At 72.4% G+C, this 16,834-nt stretch carries 18 protein-coding genes; 12 read left to right on the plus strand and 6 right to left on the minus strand.

What is annotated here, in order from left to right; all coding sequences use genetic code 11:
- The first annotated feature begins 3 nt into the window (after nucleotides 1-3).
- The 7 genes from AC0NH5_RS03985 (at nucleotide 4) to AC0NH5_RS04015 (ending at nucleotide 6,224) form a co-directional block, all read left to right on the plus strand.
- Nucleotides 4-1,047, plus strand: coding sequence for a DNA polymerase III subunit beta family protein (locus tag AC0NH5_RS03985; protein ID WP_474400354.1), 1,044 nt, complete (start codon nucleotides 4-6; stop codon nucleotides 1,045-1,047).
- A gap of 58 nt (nucleotides 1,048-1,105) precedes the next feature.
- On the plus strand, nucleotides 1,106-1,909 hold the full coding sequence (locus AC0NH5_RS03990; protein WP_474399978.1) for a methyltransferase: 804 nt from the start codon (nucleotides 1,106-1,108) through the stop codon (nucleotides 1,907-1,909).
- A gap of 488 nt (nucleotides 1,910-2,397) precedes the next feature.
- Nucleotides 2,398-2,877, plus strand: a complete 480-nt coding sequence (locus AC0NH5_RS03995; RefSeq protein WP_474399981.1) for a hypothetical protein — start codon at nucleotides 2,398-2,400, stop codon at nucleotides 2,875-2,877.
- Nucleotides 2,878-2,935: 58 nt separating this feature from the next.
- Nucleotides 2,936-3,421 carry a hypothetical protein gene (locus tag AC0NH5_RS04000; protein WP_474399984.1) on the plus strand — a complete coding sequence of 162 codons (486 nt, stop codon included), beginning with the start codon at nucleotides 2,936-2,938 and terminating at the stop codon, nucleotides 3,419-3,421.
- Nucleotides 3,418-4,149, plus strand: coding sequence for a hypothetical protein (locus AC0NH5_RS04005; protein ID WP_474399987.1), 732 nt, complete (start codon nucleotides 3,418-3,420; stop codon nucleotides 4,147-4,149). The genes AC0NH5_RS04000 and AC0NH5_RS04005 overlap by 4 nt, the downstream gene beginning before the upstream one ends.
- Nucleotides 4,150-4,551: 402 nt before the next feature.
- Nucleotides 4,552-5,172: a hypothetical protein gene (locus AC0NH5_RS04010; RefSeq protein ID WP_474399990.1), complete on the plus strand. Its 621-nt coding sequence runs from the start codon at nucleotides 4,552-4,554 to the stop codon at nucleotides 5,170-5,172.
- A gap of 44 nt (nucleotides 5,173-5,216) precedes the next feature.
- Nucleotides 5,217-6,224, plus strand: a complete 1,008-nt coding sequence (locus AC0NH5_RS04015) for an SDR family oxidoreductase (RefSeq protein ID WP_474399993.1) — start codon at nucleotides 5,217-5,219, stop codon at nucleotides 6,222-6,224.
- 24 nt (nucleotides 6,225-6,248) lie between these two features.
- On the opposite strand, the gene AC0NH5_RS04020 is transcribed toward AC0NH5_RS04015, so the two are convergent.
- Genes AC0NH5_RS04020 through fdxA form a run of 3 tightly spaced genes read right to left on the minus strand, consistent with a single transcriptional unit; the run spans nucleotide 6,249 to nucleotide 8,340 of the window.
- On the minus strand, nucleotides 6,249-6,905 hold the full coding sequence (locus AC0NH5_RS04020) for an SIMPL domain-containing protein (RefSeq protein ID WP_474399995.1): 657 nt from the start codon (nucleotides 6,903-6,905) through the stop codon (nucleotides 6,249-6,251).
- Between the two features lie 5 nt (nucleotides 6,906-6,910).
- Nucleotides 6,911-8,017 carry a succinyldiaminopimelate transaminase gene (dapC, locus tag AC0NH5_RS04025; protein WP_474400356.1) on the minus strand — a complete coding sequence of 369 codons (1,107 nt, stop codon included), beginning with the start codon at nucleotides 8,015-8,017 and terminating at the stop codon, nucleotides 6,911-6,913.
- Nucleotides 8,014-8,340, minus strand: coding sequence for a ferredoxin (gene fdxA, locus AC0NH5_RS04030; protein WP_474399998.1), 327 nt, complete (start codon nucleotides 8,338-8,340; stop codon nucleotides 8,014-8,016). Before fdxA ends, dapC begins: the two co-directional genes overlap by 4 nt.
- Before the next feature lie 85 nt (nucleotides 8,341-8,425).
- On the opposite strand from fdxA, the gene AC0NH5_RS04035 reads away from it, so the two are divergent.
- Nucleotides 8,426-9,394 carry a GNAT family N-acetyltransferase gene (locus tag AC0NH5_RS04035; RefSeq protein WP_474400001.1) on the plus strand — a complete coding sequence of 323 codons (969 nt, stop codon included), beginning with the start codon at nucleotides 8,426-8,428 and terminating at the stop codon, nucleotides 9,392-9,394.
- Here the strand turns inward: AC0NH5_RS04035 and AC0NH5_RS04040 are convergent.
- The 3 genes from AC0NH5_RS04040 to mshB all read right to left on the minus strand — a co-directional run bounded on the left by AC0NH5_RS04040 (nucleotide 9,391) and on the right by mshB (nucleotide 11,356).
- Nucleotides 9,391-9,858: a hypothetical protein gene (locus tag AC0NH5_RS04040; RefSeq protein ID WP_474400004.1), complete on the minus strand. Its 468-nt coding sequence runs from the start codon at nucleotides 9,856-9,858 to the stop codon at nucleotides 9,391-9,393. The genes AC0NH5_RS04035 and AC0NH5_RS04040 overlap by 4 nt on opposite strands.
- 62 nt (nucleotides 9,859-9,920) lie before the next feature.
- Entirely contained in the window at nucleotides 9,921-10,448 is a 528-nt protein-coding gene (locus AC0NH5_RS04045) for a hypothetical protein (RefSeq protein ID WP_474400007.1), read from the minus strand.
- The gene (mshB, locus tag AC0NH5_RS04050; protein ID WP_474400008.1) at nucleotides 10,445-11,356 is read right to left on the minus strand and encodes an N-acetyl-1-D-myo-inositol-2-amino-2-deoxy-alpha-D-glucopyranoside deacetylase; all 912 of its coding nucleotides are present in this window, start codon (nucleotides 11,354-11,356) and stop codon (nucleotides 10,445-10,447) included. The genes AC0NH5_RS04045 and mshB overlap by 4 nt, the downstream gene beginning before the upstream one ends.
- A 93-nt stretch (nucleotides 11,357-11,449) precedes the next feature.
- On the opposite strand from mshB, the gene AC0NH5_RS04055 reads away from it, so the two are divergent.
- Genes AC0NH5_RS04055 through AC0NH5_RS04070 form a run of 4 tightly spaced genes read left to right on the plus strand, consistent with a single transcriptional unit; the run spans nucleotide 11,450 to nucleotide 16,758 of the window.
- Entirely contained in the window at nucleotides 11,450-13,249 is a 1,800-nt protein-coding gene (locus AC0NH5_RS04055) for a S9 family peptidase (protein WP_474400011.1), read from the plus strand.
- A 31-nt stretch (nucleotides 13,250-13,280) separates the two neighbouring features.
- The gene (locus tag AC0NH5_RS04060) at nucleotides 13,281-13,871 is read left to right on the plus strand and encodes a Uma2 family endonuclease (RefSeq protein WP_474400013.1); all 591 of its coding nucleotides are present in this window, start codon (nucleotides 13,281-13,283) and stop codon (nucleotides 13,869-13,871) included.
- The gene (locus tag AC0NH5_RS04065; RefSeq protein ID WP_474400016.1) at nucleotides 13,868-15,304 is read left to right on the plus strand and encodes a TldD/PmbA family protein; all 1,437 of its coding nucleotides are present in this window, start codon (nucleotides 13,868-13,870) and stop codon (nucleotides 15,302-15,304) included. Before AC0NH5_RS04060 ends, AC0NH5_RS04065 begins: the two co-directional genes overlap by 4 nt.
- The gene (locus AC0NH5_RS04070; protein WP_474400018.1) at nucleotides 15,301-16,758 is read left to right on the plus strand and encodes a TldD/PmbA family protein; all 1,458 of its coding nucleotides are present in this window, start codon (nucleotides 15,301-15,303) and stop codon (nucleotides 16,756-16,758) included. The genes AC0NH5_RS04065 and AC0NH5_RS04070 overlap by 4 nt, the downstream gene beginning before the upstream one ends.
- Nucleotides 16,759-16,834: the final 76 nt, after the last annotated feature.

Consider the following 16,834-nt stretch of genomic DNA (forward strand, 5'->3'; position numbering starts at 1 on the left):
GACATGCGGGGCATCGGCGAGGTCGCCCGGGCCAGTGGCCTGAGCGTCAGCGCGTTGCGGTTCTACGACGGGGCCGGCGTGCTGGTCCCGGCCGTGGTGGACGCGTCCACCGGCTACCGGCGGTATACGACGGGCCAGATCACGGCAGCCCGGCTGATCGCCGGCCTGAGACGGGTGGGCATGCCGGTCGCCGAGATCGCGCAAGCGGTCCGAGATCTTGAGACCAACCCTTCCGCGGTCCGGGTGAGGCTGGACCTCCACCTGGCCCGCCTGGAGGCCGGTCTCGCCGATGCCCGTCGTGAGTTCCGCCGCCTGCATTCACTGCTGGACCTGGAGAGCCTGATGACTCGCGTCGCCCTGACCACCACCGATCTGACCGCCGCCCTCGACGCGGTCCGTTTCGCCGCCGCGACGGTGGACGGCCCGATCCCGGCCGGCGTGTTGTTCGAGACCGCCGGCGACACGGTGACGCTGGTCGCGACCGACCGTTACCGGCTGGCCGTGGCGAGCGCCCCGGCCCGGGTCGAGGGCCCACCGGCCCGGCAGTTCCTTTCCCTGGCCTTCGTCGATCAGCTGCGCGCCCTGCCGGCCGGGCCCGTCGTCCTCGACCTCACCGCCGACCGGGTGCACGCCCGCGCCGGCGACCGGACCGTCGAGGACCGGCCGATCGATATCGACTTCCCGGACTACCGCCGGTTGGTGGCCCCGGCCGGGCCGCAGACGCGACGGATCTCCGTGGACGCGGCCGACCTGCGCCGCCGGCTCGCCACGGCGCCCGTCGCGGCTCGCGAGCACGACGGCATGGCGTGGCCCCTGTCGGTCCTGGCGCTGGACCCGGCGGGCAGCCTGCGCGTGGCCGCCGAGGACGAGTGGCAGGCGGATGCCGGTGCGCACGTCGCGGTGCACCGCGAGTTCCTCCTCCAGGCACTCGACGCGGGTGGCGCCGGGCAGCTTCTGCTGGAGCTGGACGGCCCGGTCCGGCCGCTGGCCGTGCGCGTTCCGGGCGACGACTCCCGGTTCTCGCTCCTGATGCCGGTCCGGTGCTGAGCGTCACACCCGTGGCCCCTCTGGTAACCGTTCAGCCACAGTCCGGCACCGGTCCTGTATGGGACGCGTGATCGAGTCGCTGGTCCGGGCGGGACCCCGCTACTTTTCCGATGTGCGCAGCAACCGGCAGGAGCAAGAGCTCAACGCCGCGGCTACCGGCGCCTCCATGACCGGGTGGGAATTCGCCTGGCTGGACGGCCTGGCCGTGGCGTCCGAGCCGTCCTGGTCGTACCTCGACCTGGCCCGCCCGCTGCTGCGCCGGGCGTTCAGCGTGCTCGACCTCGACACCGGCGGCGGCGAGTTGCTGGCCGAGCTCTCGCCCCTGCCCCCGCACACCGTGGCGGTGGAGAGCTGGTCACGGAACACGCCGGCCGCCCGGGAACGCCTCGGCCCGTACGGCGTCTCGGTGCTCACCGAGCTGCCCGCCGGGGAGAACGAGTTCGACCTGGTGCTCAGCCGGCACGGGCGCCTGCCCGCCGCGGACATCGCGCGCCTGCTCAAGCCGGGCGGCGTGCTGCTCACCCAGCAGGTCGGCAGCGACGACCTGGCCGACCTGAACGTCGCCCTCGGCGCGCCACCCCCGCATCCGCGGCGCTGGGACGCGGAGGTCGCGGCGCACTCCCTGGAGTCCGCCGGCCTGCGGGTGACCCAGGTCCGCGAGGAACACCCGCCCGCCGCCTTCCGCGACATCGCCGCGGTCATCCACCAGCTGCGCACGGTGCCCTGGCAGATCCGGGACTTCACACCGCAACGGTACGAGCGGGCGCTCGCCCGGCTGGCGGCCACCATCCGGGCCCGCGGGGAGTTCACCGCACGGGCTCACCGCTTCCTGCTCCAGGCCGAGCGGCCGACAGAGGCGTAAGCCTGATGCCTCTTTCAGGGGATGCGGCGTTAACTCTTTGGTGTCGGAAACCCTGAAATTGTTCGGTGCTCCTTTTTACCAGACGCTTCGTTTCACATTAAAGCTTCACGTTTCCGGCGCTCTGAAGGCGATTTCCGGGCCTCCGCGCCGAGGTCGGACTTGAGCTTCGCGGGTATTCATGTATCGGAGCGTCCGCGCACGTGAAGGCCGGGACGAGTCGTCTCGCGGCCCGTACGCGACGCCTCCGTGGAACGGGTCCGTCACGCCTGCGGGTTAGCCGGATCATCCTGCGCCGGCCACCGGCTCGCACGTAACAGGAGGACGGGAAGAACGATCGCCGGGAAATGGCAATTCCGTCATCTTTGTCGCAGCGCCGGGATGCCGAACGGATCCCGGGACAACCCGATTAACGACGCGCACCCCGATCCGGTCGCTCTCGACTGTGCGGGGATGAGCGCACGCTGATCCGTTCCAGGAGGAACATTCCCATGCGTAAGTTCTCCAAGCGTTCCGTTGCTGTCGTCGCCGGTACCGCCGCAGTCGTCATCGGCGGAGGCGCGGCGTTCGCCGCGGTCAACGGCTGGAACATCGGCGGCAAGGGCACCGCGGAGGCCAAGACCGCGGAGATCAAGGAACTGTCCGCGACGGCGGTGATCAACGGGAACATCTACCCGGGCAAGGTCACCACGATCACGACCAAGATCGACAACCCCAACGAGTTCCCGGTGAAGCTCACCGGCGCGATCGCGCCGACCGGCGCCGAGGTCATTCCGGCCACCCCGGCATGCCTGAGCGCGCTGCCCAACGCCAGCGTCCTCAGCACCAACTTCCCGGGCACCCCCGTCGTGCCCGCCGGAGCGAACGACTTCTCGGTCAACTCGAGCCTGACTGTCGGCAACATCCCGCAGGACTGCGCCAACAAGACGATCAAGGTCAAGTACACGTTCGACAGCGTCAGCCAGGCCTGATCCACATGTCCGGGTGGGGCGGCAGGCCCGCCCCACCTCCACGACCCCGGGACGGTCCATGTTGAAGAGCAGGTGGACGGCTGCCGCGGCGGTGGCGGCTCTGACGGCCGCCGCGCTGATCATCGCGTTCGGGCCGCCGGAGACGCCGGAGGGCGAGACCTTCGTTCTGGTCGGAGGTGGTGGCAGCGACCACCGGGCCGGTCCGCTGCATTTCGAGCTGACGGGCAAGTCGGTGCGCGGTCTCTACCCCGGTGCAGTCAAGCAGATGCGGATCACGGTCGAGAACCCGCTCGGCTTCCGGTTGAGCGTGCGGAAGCTGACCGCGAGGGTCTCCTCCTCCAATCGGCGCGGCTGTTCGGCCACCTCGAAGAACCTTGAGGTTCGGGCCTACAACGGTCCTCTTCCGGTGACGGTGGCCGCGCTGGGCCGGACCGATCTCGGTGGCTCGATCCCGGTGGCCATGCCGCTCGGCGCGACCGAGAGGTGCGCCGGCGCCCGTTTCACCATCTCGATCTCCGGCGTCGGCGATCGGATGACCCGGTGAGGCGCGCCGGGAAGACGCTGCTCATCGGTGCGGTGGTGGCCGCCCTGGGTGCGGCCGGGACGGTCTACGCCTATGCGGGCGGGTGGACCGTTGCGGGTGAGCTCGTGCACTCCGCAAAGGTGGCGAAGATGCCGCGCGGGGTGGAGCCCAGCGTCGCCAAGCAGTCCCACCGGGCCGTCGTGACGTGGAGTGCCCAGCAGATCGCGCCGAACGTGTGGATGGATCACTACGTGGTGACCGCCCACAGCGACAGCACCCCGCCGAAGCCGGACGTCACGCGCACCGTGGCCGCTGCCGGCGGGCCCGTCGAGTCGCTCACCTTCGCCGCCGCCGACGTCGCCGGGGGCCGGTGGCGCTGGACGATCACACCCCGGTTCCGTGATTGGACCGGGGAGAAGAGCCCGTCCAGCCGGCGTCTGACCTTCCCGGACGTGCCGCAGGGCGTCGGCGATCTGGTCGCGCCCAGCCCGGCGCCGGGCGCACCTTCCGAAGCCGCGACGCCGAGGTCCGGAGCACCACGGCCGGCATCGCCGCAGCCCGCGGCCCCCGAACCCGGAAGGCCGGGATCGCCGCCGTCCGAAGAGAAGGACCCGTCGCCGCCGAAGGCGGGTCAGCCCGTGCCGGCCCCGGCCGACGACCCGGAGCCGGCTCCGCCTGGTCCCGCGGAGTCAGCTCCCGTCCCAGCCGCTCCGGCGAGCAGCGGCCCTGCCGCGGCGACGGCCGGCTAGCTGGGAGACCGTCGAGCCCCCGATGCCGCGGCATCGGGGGGTCGAAGTGGGGTGTCCTCACCATGTGATCGGCAGTCTCTACGGTCGCAGGTTTTGGCGATTCGGCCCCAGGGCGCTCGCCGGCCGTTCTCGCTGGATGACCTGGTCACCCGGCCGGGAGACAGTGCACCCCGGGTAATCGCGATGCCCGATTCCATCACCCGACAGGGTTAAGCTCTATGGGTAGACCTGTCCGATTTATGCGCCGCAAGGGCGTACGGAAAACCGATCGTATCGGACATCTCTGTCGTGGAACGTTGTATGAGCGCCGAACAGGCATCATTCCCACCGCCTTCGAGGAGGAGCGAGCCGCATGTCCGAACCGAGCCTTTCCATTGCGGCGTTCGCCGGGGAGACGCCCTCGTGAATCGGCGCGACGTCCTGTCCGGCCGCCCGGACGCGGAGCGGTCCCGACGAAAGGAACCGGACCTGCACATCGAGCTCGAGCCCGCCGACCACGAGGAGCCGACGTGGGAGGTGCGCGGGCCGGGTGCGCCGCGACGCCGGTTCGATCGGCGGGCACGGATGATCCTGGCGGCGGCGGCGATCGCGGCGGTGCTGGCCAACGCGGGTGCGGCGTGGGCGTACTGGCGGTGGAACGGGCCGGACGAGTCTCATCAAGCGGCCGCCGGGACGGTGTTCGAGCTGGCGCTGAGCGGCAGCACCGATCAGCGGCTGCGGTCCGGCGAGGCGGGTGATCTCACGGTCACCGTCACGAACCAGCATCCGGTTCCGATCCGGATCACTTCGATCAAGCGCGGGGCGGGGCCGGTGGCGGCCGACGAAGCGCATCGGGAGTCGGGGTGCGCCGCGCCCCCGGTGACGATCGTGCAGGAGACGTTCGCGGTCTCGTGGGAGGTTCCGAGGAACACCATCGGGGCGTTCATCCTGGAGGACGCGGTCACGATGCGGCCGGGCGGACCGGCGGCGTGCCGCGGGGCGACCTACAGCGTGCCGGTGCAGGCGCGGGCCGAGCGTCCGTAGAACAACCCAGGTTTCTCCGCCCGGCTGACGGTCATATCGAAACCATGAGCGGGAAAATCTCGGTGGTGACCGGCGCGAGCGCCGGAATCGGGCGTGCGGTGGCCCGCCGCCTGGCGGCACGCGGGGACGCGGTGGCGTTGCTCGCCCGCGGCGAGGAAGGGCTCGAGGCGACGGCGGAGGACGTACGGCGAGCCGGCGGCACCGCCCTGCCGATCTCCGTGGACGTCGCCGACTTCTCGGCCGTGGACGAGGCGGCGGAGCGGGTCGAGAAGGACCTGGGCCCGATCGACCTCTGGGTCAACGACGCCTTCTCCAGCGTCTTCGCGCCGTTCCTGGAGATCTCGATGGACGAATTCGCCCGGACCACCGAGGTCACCTACCTCGGTTACGTGCACGGCACCCGCGCCGCGCTGTCCCGGATGCGACCGCGCGACCGCGGCACGATCGTGCAGGTCGGCTCGGCGCTGGCGTACCGCGGGATCCCGTTGCAGACGGCGTACTGCGGCGCCAAGCACGCCGTGCAGGGCTTCACCGAGTCGCTGCGGGTGGAGCTGCTGCACGACAAGAGCAATGTGCACGTCACGATGGTGCAGATGCCCGCGGTGAACACGCCGCAGTTCCGCTGGCTGGTGTCCCGCCTGCCGCGTAACGCGCAGCCGGTGCCGCCGATCTACCAGCCGGAGCTGGCCGCCGACGCCGTGGTCTACGCGGCCGACCATCCGAAGCGCCGGGAGTACTGGGTGGGCGGTTCGACCGCCCTGACGCTGGCCGCGAACGCCGTGGCCCCGGGGCTGCTCGACCGTTATCTGGCCCGGACCGGGTTCGACGACCAGCAGACCGACGAGGCGCGTGATCCGCGCGACCCGGAGAACCTGTGGAAGCCGGCGGACGGGCGGGACGGCGCGGACGCGGGCGCGCACGGCGCGTTCGACGATCAGGCCAAGGACCGCAGCGTGCAGGTGTGGGCCTCCCGGCACCACGGTCTGCTCGCCTCGGTGGCCGGCGGTCTGCTCGTCACGGCCGGCGCCGCCTGGGCCGCCACCCGCCGCTGATCCACGGACGGCGATTGCGGCGGATCAGCCGCGCAGGACCGTCGGCTCCGTGATGGTGACCCGGAGCACGACGCGCGCCTCCACGGTCTGCTGCTGCGGGAAGAGATCGAAACCGGTCCCGGTGTCCGCCACCTCGGCCGCGCCGAACGCCCCCCGCATCACCGGGTGCACGCCGCCGGCCTCCGCGTCGGCGATCTCCACGATGCGGTCGAGGTCGCTGCCGACGGCGGTTGCGTACTCCCGGGCCTTCGCCAGGGCGTCGGCGACCGCGGCGCGGCGCACGTCCGCGCCGGCCCGGCTGCCCGGGCGCAGCTGCCACCAGGGGCCGGAGACCGAGGCCAGCTCCTGCGCGGCCATCTCGGCCAGCAGCATCCCGAGCGCGGTGAAGTCGTTCACCGTCACCGTCGTGGCGACACTTCCCGCGTACGACGTGACGCGCTCGCCACCCCGCTTGAACTCGGGGTGGACCTGCACACCGGCGGTCTCCCGGCGCTCGATCGCGGGGCCGTACCGGTCCAGGACGGCGCCGACCTCGGCGGCCCGCTGCGAGAGCCGGGTCAGCACCACCGCCCGGTCGCGGTCGGCGGCGGACACCACGACGGAGAAGACCGCCTGCTCGGGCGGCACCTCCCGGTATGCCTCGCCGTGCACCACCACGACCGGAGCGGCAGGACTGGTCATCGGCGTCAGCCCGCGAACGGCTCGGCGAGCCGGTCGGCGGCCGCGGCCACCCGCTCGTCGGTCGCGGTCAGCGCGATGCGCACGTGGCGGGCCGCGGCCGGGCCGTAGAAGGCGCCCGGCGCGGCCAGGATGCCGCGGCGGGCGAGCCGGTCCACGGTCGCCCAGCAGTCCTCGTCCCGGGTGGCCCAGAGGTAGAGCCCGGCCTCGGAGTGGCTGATGTCGAAACCGGACTTGGTCAGGGCGGTCCGCAGGGTGTCGCGGCGGGCTGCGTATCGCGCGCGCTGCTCGGCCACATGGGATTCGTCGGTCAGCGCGGCGACCATGGCGGCCTGCACCGGGGCCGGGACGATCATCCCGGCGTGCTTGCGGACCGCGAGCAGCTCATGGACCAGGGCCGGGTCACCGCCGACGAAACCGGCACGGTAACCCGCCAGGTTGGACCGCTTGGAGAGCGAGTGCACGGCCAGCACACCGGTGTAATCGCCGCCGGTGACCTCGTCGGACAGCACCGAGACCGGCGTGGACTCCCAGCCCAGCGACACGTAGCACTCGTCGCTGACCACGATCACGCCGCGCTCGCGGGCCCAGGAGACCACCTTGCGCAGATGCTCGGCGGGCAGCACGCGCCCGGTCGGGTTGGACGGTGAGTTGATCCAGATCAGCTTGATCCGCCGGTCCGGGCCGAGCGCGGTGAGCGAGTCGGACCGGACCACCTCGGCGCCGGCCAGGCGGGCGCCCACCTCGTACGTCGGATAGCAGACGGCCGGGATGACCACCACGTCGCCGGGGCCCACGCCGAGCAGCGTGGGCAGCCAGGCGACCAGCTCCTTGGAGCCGATGGTGGGCAGCACACCGACCTCACCGGACGCGCCGCAGGCCTTCGCCAGCCAGACGGCGAGAGCCGCCCGCAATGCCGGCGTCCCCGCGGTCAGCGGGTATCCGGGCGCGTCCGAGGTGTCCGCGAGGGCCTGCCGGACGAGCGGCGGGACCGGGTCGACCGGGGTGCCGACCGACAGGTCGACGATCCCGTCCGGGTGCGCCGCGGCGATTGCTTTGGCCGGCTCCAGCAGGTCCCAGGGGAAGTCCGGCAGGGCCGACGACCGAGCGTTCAGTGCCCTTCCCCACGCGGGGGCTGGCTGACGATGAACGGCGTGTCCTTGTCGATCTTGCCGACCTTGGAGGCGCCACCGGGCGAACCGAGATCCTCGAAGAACTCGTAGTTCGCGTTGGTGTAGTCCTTCCACTGGTCCGGCACGTCGTCCTCGTAGAAGATCGCCTCGACGGGGCAGACCGGTTCACAGGCACCGCAGTCGACGCACTCATCGGGGTGGATGTAGAGCATCCGGTTGCCCTCATAGATGCAGTCGACCGGGCATTCCTCGATGCATGCCTTGTCGAGAACATCGACGCAGGGCTCAGCGATGATGTAGGTCACGGGTCTTTCCCTTCGAAAGCCACGCCGCGGGTACCGCCGACGACAAATTGCAGAGCCTAGTATTCCCCGCCTAGGGAGGTAATGCGTGCTCCGACAGCAGGATGTGGGACACCGGGTGGTGGTACGGCGAATTGTAGGCGTAACCGAGGGGCGCACGCTCTTCACGGACGCGCTCGGAGACCTGGTCGACCTCACCGAGACCGATCTCACACTCGCCACCGCCAAGGGGACCGTCCGTGTCCCGCTCTCCGAGGTGCACCGCGCCAAGCGGGTCCCGCCGGCGCGGCGGGCCAAGGCGGCCGAGGTCATCGCGCTCGAACTGGCCGCGGACGAGGCCTGGCCGGCCCCGGTCCGGGCCCGGCTGGGCAGCTGGATCCTGCGCGCGGCGGACAACTGGACCGGGCGCGCCAACTCCGCGCTCGCCGTGGGCGACCCGGACCGGCCCCTCGAGGCCGCCATCGATGCGGTCGCCGACTGGTATGCAGGCCGCGGGCAGCGACCTCTGATCAACGCGCCGATGCCGCTCGCCGCCCCGGTGAACGCCGCCCTGGACGAGCGCGGCTGGACCGCCCGGCCGCTCACCCTGGTGCAGACCGCGTCGCTCGGGCCGGTGCTGGCCACCCCGGCCCGCACCGGCCTGCCCCCGGTCGACCTGGCCGACTCCCCCACCGACGACTGGTACGCGATGGTGGCCGAGCACAAAGGCACCCTGCCCGGAGCAGCGTTGCGCATTCTCAACGGCGTACCGGAGACGGTCTTCGCGCACGTCCGCGACGGGGACGGCGACCTGCTCGCGGTGGCCCGGGGCGTGATCACCGGGCCGGACCGCTGGCTGGGGCTCTCCCTGCTGCAGACCACGCCCGCCGCCCGCCGGCGCGGCCTGGCGCAGCACGTGGTCCGCGCGGTCGCCGGATGGGCGGCGCAGCGCGGAGCCGGCCGCGCGTACCTGCAGGTGGAAGAACGCAACGCGGCCGCGGTCACGCTTTACGGCCGGTTGGGGTTCAGCACCCACCACACCTATCTGACGCGCGAAGCGCCCGACGGTCTGGTCTAGCGGCGGACCACCCGGCGCGGGCGCGCGGTCTTGGCCGCGGTGAACGCCTTGAGTGACTTCGAGCGGTAGTCCAGGCCCAGCATCACGGAGATCCAGTACCCGATGAGCGTGCCGGCGACGGCGCAGCCGGCGTAGAGCCAGATCTGCGCGAAGAAGTCGCCCGCCCCGTTGGTGAACGGGCCGTTGCCGCTCAGGAACGGCCCGATCAGCACGGTCAGCAGCATGCCGCCGAGCGCGCCGAACCCGACGTCGGGCAGCCACCCGCTCGGCTTCTCCCGCTGGGCACGGACGAAGGTGTAGGCACCGAGCACGAGCGCGACCAGCGCGAACATGACAATGGTGGCCCGGGTCTGCGCGGCGTCCGAATCGTCGAAGCCGAACCGGATCACCAGGCGGGCCACCGCGTTGATCGCGAACAGTGCGACCGCCAGCACCGTGATCCGGAACCAGCGCTGATGCCTCATCTCGTCCTCCAGGAGTGCGCGGGGATTTCCCGGTCATCTTGGCGGATGGGAGACCCGGTGCACTAGCCCTGAGCGCCGGGCCGGCCGGGACGCGGGCGGACCGGCTTGAGGATCATCCGGTACGAGTACACCGCGAACGTCAGGCTGCCGACCAGGATCATCACCAGCGCCGTCCAGTTCTGGCCGCCCAGCAGGTAGTCGCCCTCGGCGGTGCGGGTGCCCGCGGCGGCCAGCATCAGGAAGGTCCACAGCGCCCACGGCGGGCCGATCGCCCAGCGGCGGCCCGTGGTGGTCACCGCGAACCAGGCGATCGCGAGGTTGGCCACGACCGCGAGCGGCACGGCCAGCGGAACGGCGGCCCCGCTGCCCGCCCACGGCGAGCGGCCGTCGAACAGCAGCGCGAAGCCGCCGGCACGCAACGCGCTCAGCTCGAGCTCGACCGCGACGGTGACGACGGTGGCGAGGATCGAGACGACCACGCCGGCGACCCGGATGATCGGGTCCCAGCCCGCCCACGGTTCGCGCCGGGCAGGCGGGGCCGCCTCCTGCTCCTGCGTCACCTTCTCCTCCACGACGGCCGGCTCGGTCATCGGCCCACGGCGTCCGCGGCCGTCGCCGGCGCGGTGACGTCCAGGCCGCCGAACAGGTCGTCCTCCCAGCGGAACGGCCCCGAGCCGGGGCCTCGCTCACCCTTGACGAGCGTGTAGTACTCCACGCCCATGAACTCGCCGCCGAAGTCGCCGGCGATCCCGTAGAGCCAGGAGTTGTCCGGGATCTGCGAGGCGTGCGCGCGCATCGCCTCGGTCTTCTTCGCGGCGTGGTCGGTGCCGTCGATGCGCGCGGCGATCTGCTCGTCGGGCGTGCCGAAGGGCAGGTCGTCCGCGTTCTTCACCTCGGCGAACGGGTTGCTCTCCGACTCGCGGAACGCCTCCATGCCGTCGTGCAGCACGCTGAGCGGCATCGCCGTCCAGTAGATCTTGGCGGGGCCGTCCGCCCCGGCCAGCTCGGCGGCACGCATCGCGACCCGGTGCGCCTGGATGTGGTCCGGATGACCGTAGAAGCCGTTCTCGTCATACGTGATCATGACCTGCGGCCGGACCTCACGGATGATCTCCAGCAGGTGGCCGGCGGCCTCGTCCAGGTCGGCCTGCCAGAACGCCCGGGGGTGCTCGTTGGTGGGCAGGCCCATCATGCCGGAGTCACGGTAACGGCCGGCACCGCCGAGCATCCGGTGGTCGGTCACGCCCAGCGCGGCGCAGGCCCGCTGCCACTCCACCAGCCGGTAGCCGCCGAGCTGGTCGGCCTGGCCGGCGGCGAGCTGCGTCAGCGCGGGCACATGAATCTCGCCCTCCTCACCCAGAGTGCAGGTCACCAGCGTCACGTGGGCGCCGGTCGAGACGTAGTGCGCCATGGTCGCGCCGGTCCCGATCACCTCGTCGTCGGGGTGGGCGTGCACCAACAGCAGTCGGCGGGCGGGCAGCTCTTCGCTAGCGGTCACGGCCGATACTGTACTGGCGACCACCGGCGAGTCGGCTCAGCGAGCCCGCGGTTTGCCCCTCCCGGGACGGTGTTGATCAGCGATGCTGGGAGCGTGGAATACCCCGCACCCGGGCACGGCGGCCCGCACACCGTGACGATCGGCGCGGACGGCGCGCGGATCCTGTTCCTGCGGTCCTCGGGGCCGGCCGACCCGGACGCCGCCCTCTGGCTGCTCGACCCGGCCACCGGGACGGAGCGCCTGGTCGCCGACGGGCCGGTGCAGTCGTACGCGATCGACCGCGACGCACGCACCGCGGCGTTCGCCCGCAACGGCGAGCTGTTCCGGGCCGACCTGATCGCGGGCACGGTCACCGCTGTCCCCACCGCCGGCCCGGTGCACGACCCGCGCCCCGACCCGGACGGCCACCACATCGGATATGTCACCGACCCGGACGGCCCGGCGGCGCTGCGGGTGGTCGGGCCGGACGGCGACCGGCTGCTCGCCGGTGAACCGGGCAACGCCTGGCGCGAGCACTGCGGCACGATCTCCTGGGGCGTGGCCGGGGCGGGCGCGGCGGAGTTCGGCCGGACCCGCGGCTGGTGGTGGGCGCCCGACTCGTCACAGGTGCTCGCCGTGCGTACCGCCAAGGGGTCCAGCCTGCACCTGCTCGAAATCGACGACGGCTGGGTCGACGTGCACTGGGACCGGGAGACGTACCCGTACCTGGCACAGGTGCGCTGGCACGGCGGCGGGCCGCTGATCACGGTGCTGCGCCGGATGCAACAGCACGGCCTGGTGCTGTCGGTGGATCCGCGGACCGGCGAGACCCAGGTGCACGCGGAACTGGCCGACGCCCGGTGGGTGGAGCCGGTGCCGGGCACCCCGCGGCACCTGCCGGACGGCCGGGTGCTGGTCGGCGGCGAACTCGCCCACGACGGCTTCGACGCGCGCTGCCTCTTCGCCGACGGCAGCCTGCTCACCCCGCCCGGCCTCTACGTGCGGCGGGTGGCCGGCACGCTGCCCCGCGACGGCGGCCCGGCCGGATCGCCGGACCTGATCGTCGAGGGCAGCCTCGGTGACCCGGCTGTGGCGGAGGTGTTCCGGGTGCGTACCTCGCTGGGCGGCGGCGGGCCCGAGGTGACCCGCCTGCCGGTTCCGTGCGGGGTGACCGTCGGCGCCGGACTGATGGTCGCCGGGGAGCGGGTGTGGCGCGGGGACACCGTGGTGGCGACGCTGCGCACGAACGCGGCTCCGCTGCCGTACCGCCCGGAGCCGGTCCTGCAGCGCGTCACCGACCGCAGGCTGCCGGCCGCGGTGCTCTATCCCACCGGCTACGTCGCGGGGACGCGCCTGCCGGTGCTGGTCACCCTCGGCGACGGCCCGGGCCACCAGCAGGTCCGGGCGCGGGCTTCGGCCTGGCAGGAACGGCAGTGGTGGGCCGACAACGGCTTCGCCGTCGTGAGCATCGATTCCCGGGGTACGCCCGGAGTGGCCCCGAGTTTCGAGAAGGCGGTGCACCGGCGGCTGGCTGATCTGGTGCTCGCCGACCAGGCGGAAGCGCTGGCCGCGCTCGTCGGCAAACACCCCGACCTGGACCTGAGCCGGGTCGCGGTGCGCGGCCGGGGGCTGGGTGGCTGGCTGGCGGCGCTGGCCGTTGTCCGCATGCCGGAGGTGTTCCACCGGGCGGTGGCCCGGTCGCCGGTGACGGACTGGGCACAGGTCCCGCCGCCGATCGCCGAGCGGTACCTCGGTGACCCGACCGACTCCGCGGAGGTCTACGAGCACCACAGCCTGGCCGGCGCCGGCGGGTCGGACGACGTGCTGCTGGTCGGCGCGGAACTGCCGGGCTTCCCCTCGGTGCCCGCCGCCACCCCCACCGAGGAGCTGGCCTTCCTCCGAGCGGGGGACTGACTCACGACTACTTGTCGTGAGACGGTGGGTTGTGCGCACAGTTCTCCGTTTCGACAGTGGGCCCTTCACGGAGTCCAGCCTTCTGGCCATCGGCGAGACTCCTCAACGCATCGAGCTCTTCGACGGCAGCCTGCACGTGACCGCGGCGCCCGCCCCTCGCCATCAGTACGTCGCCTCGGAGGTGGCCGTCACGCTGCTGCCGGCCGCGCACAGCGTGGGGTTGCATGTCTTCGAAGCAGTGAACGTCCGTTGTGGGGCCGGTCGCATCCCGATCCCCGATCTGGTGATCACGACGGACATCGACTTCGACGAACTGGTCATCGATGCCTCGGCGGTGCGTCTGGCGTGCGAGATCCTCTCGCCGTCCAACGGCACCATCGACAAAGTCCTCAAGAAGACCTACTACGCGGAAGCCGGCATCCCGTGGTACCTGCTCGTCGACCCGGTACCGGCGACCATGCAGCTGTTCCAGCTGACCGGCGACGGTTATCGGGAGCACTCCGCCGGCGCCTGCGGAGTGCCGTTGCACCTCACTGATCCCGTGGTCGTTTCGATCGACCCGGCGGAGTTGCTGCCGCCGTCGGCGACGTTGTCGGACCCGGCGCATAGGGTCGGTCCATGAGCCACTTCGAGGAGGCGGGCGCGGCGGTGCAGGCCGCGCTCGACGCCGGCGCCCGTTATGCCGATGCCCGGGTCATGGTGCGGCGCACCGAGGCGATGTCGGCGCGTGACGGCGATGTGGAGGATCTGTCCTTCGACGAGAGCGCCGGCCTGGGGGTGCGTGCCCTGGTCGGTTCCAGCTGGGGTTTCTACGCCGTGCCCGACCTGTCCGACGCCGCCGCCCGCGCAGCCGGCCGGCGTGCCGCCCAGATCGCCGCCGCGAGCGCCCGGGTGCCCGGCCCGCCCGCCGGCCTGGTGCCGACCGGCGCCGCCACCGGCAGCTGGGCCAGCGACTGCGTGCTGGATCCGCTCGGTGTCCCGCTCGCCGAGAAGGGTGACCTGCTGGTCCGGGCCACCGCCGCGGCCAAGGCGGCCGGCGCCGACCAGGCCGAGGCCAACTACGCGACCTGGGACACCCGCAAGTGGTTCGTCTCCAGCGAGGGGCACCGCATCGACCAGCACATCCGCGAGTGCGGTGCGGGGGTCACCGCGATCGCGGTCGGCGACGGCGAGATCCAGCGGCGGTCCTGGCCGTCGCACCGGGGGCAGTTCGGCACCCGCGGCTGGGAGCTGGTCGAGGAGCTCGACCTGGTGGGCCACGCGCCGCGGATGGCCGAGGAGGCGCGGGCCCTGCTGACCGCGCCGCTCTGCCCGGCCGGCGAGACCGATCTGGTGCTCGGCGGCGAGCAACTCGCCCTGCAGATCCACGAGTCGGTCGGCCACGCCATCGAGCTGGACCGGATCCTCGGCTGGGAGGCCGCGTTCGCCGGCACCAGCTGGCTCGATCTGAGCCGGCTCGGCTCCCTGCGCTACGGGTCGGACCTGATGAACATCACCATCGATCCCACCTTCCCGGGCGCACTGGGCAGCTTCGGTTTCGACGACGAGGGCACGCCGGCGGCGAAACGGCACGCGGTCCGCGACGGCCGCTGGGTCGGTGTGCTGGCCGGGCGTGATTCGGCCGCGGTGGCCGGGCTGGACTACGCGGGCAGCGTCCGCTCGGACGGCTGGGCCCGGATGCCGATGGTTCGGATGACCAACGTGGGCCTGGAGCCCGGCCCGCACACCCTCGACGAGATCATCGCAGCGACCGACGACGGCGTCTTCATGGACGTCAACCGCTCCTGGTCGATCGACGACCGGCGGCTGAACTTCCAGTTCGGCTGCGAGATCGGATATGAGATCAAGAACGGCAGGCTGGGCCGGATGCTGCGCAACCCGACCTACACCGGCATCGGGCCGCGCTTCTGGCAGTCGATGGACATGCTCTCCGGCGAGACGGTCGCCTGGGGCACGCCGAACTGCGGCAAGGGCCAGCCCGGCCAGATCGGGCACACCGGGCATCCGGCGGCGCCGGCCCGGTTCACCGGGGTGCGAGTGGGGGTGCGCGGATGAGCGGCGCGTCGAGTGGCCGGGCCGGGGCCGAGCTGGAGCTCGCGGCGAAGGTCGTGGAGATGGTGCGGGAGCTGGCGGGCCGGTCCGCCGAGGCCGAGGTGCTGGTGCGGCACGACGCCGAGGCGCTGACCCGCTTCGCGAACTCGATGATCCACCAGAACGTGGCCGACGCGACCACGGCCGTGCGGCTGCGGCTGCACGTCGACGGGCGCACCGCCGGCGGCTCGACCACGGTGACCGGGCCGGACGGATTGCGCGCCCTGGTGGAGCGAACCCTCGCCGCGGCCCGGGTGACCCAGGCCGACCCGGCGTGGCCCGGGCTGGCCCACCCGGCGGCGCTGCAGGTGACGGCCGGTCATCCCGGCTCCGGCGACCGGTCCGGCCTGGCGTTCGGCTTCGACGAGGCGACCGCGCGGGCCACCCCGGCGGAGCGGGCCGAGCGGGTGCACGAGTTCGTGCAGGCGGCCGGCGGGCTGGAGACGGCGGGATACTGCCGGACCGGCTACGTCTCGGCGGCCTTCGCGAACAGCGCCGGCCAGGCCGTGGAGGGCCGGACCGCCGAGGCGGCGATGGACGGCATCGCCCGGGCCGGCGGCGCCGACGGGGTCGCCCGGCTGATGTCGTCGCGGTTCACCGATCTGGACGGCGCGATCCTGGGCGCCCGCGCGGCGGCCAAGGCGGTGGCCGCCCGGGAGCCGGCCGAGCTGCCGCCCGGCGACTACGAGGTGGTCCTCGAGCCGGACGCGGTCAAGGACCTGCTGGAGAACTTCGCCACGTTCGGCTTCAACGGCAGGTCGTGGGTGCGGCAGCAGTCGTTCGCCGAGCTGGGCGCGGAGCAGTTCGACCCGTCGGTGACCATCGTGGACGATCCGCTCGGCAGCCGCGGCGAGCCGGCGCCGGGCCTGCCCTTCGACGACGAGGGCACGCCGCGCCGGACCCTGGTCCTGGTCCGCGAGGGCGTGACCAGGGCGGTGACACACGACCGGACGTCGGCCGCGCACGCCGGGACGGCGTCGACCGGGCACGGTTCGGCGGTCTCCCGCTCGTGGGGGCCACAGGCCACGCACCTGCGGCTGGAGGCGGCCGAGAGGGCGGCCGGGCGGGCCGCCGACGGCGCCGGCTCGATCGCGGCGTCGGCCCGGCCGCTGGTCGCCCGGATGCGCCGGGGCCTGCTGATCACCGATTTGTGGTACACGCGGGTGCTCGACCCGAAAAGCCTGGTGGTGACCGGGCTGACCCGCAACGGCGTGTGGCTGGTGGAGGACGGCGAGATCGTCTCGGCGGTCGGCAACCTGCGGTTCACCCAGTCCTACCCGCAGGCCCTCGGTCCCGGCCGGGTGCTCGGCATCGGCTCGGAGTCGGTGCTGCTGCCGGAGTCCTGGGGCCGGGCGCGCTACGCGGCTCCCGCTTTGCACCTGGCGAGCTGGAACATCACCGGCAACGCGTCCGGTTGATGATCCAGTACAACATCGGTGAGGATCTAACCGGGCCGGGATGGCGAAAATGTGACGCGCGGGGCATCCCCGATCA

The organism is Actinoplanes sp. 13, assembly GCF_056134165.1.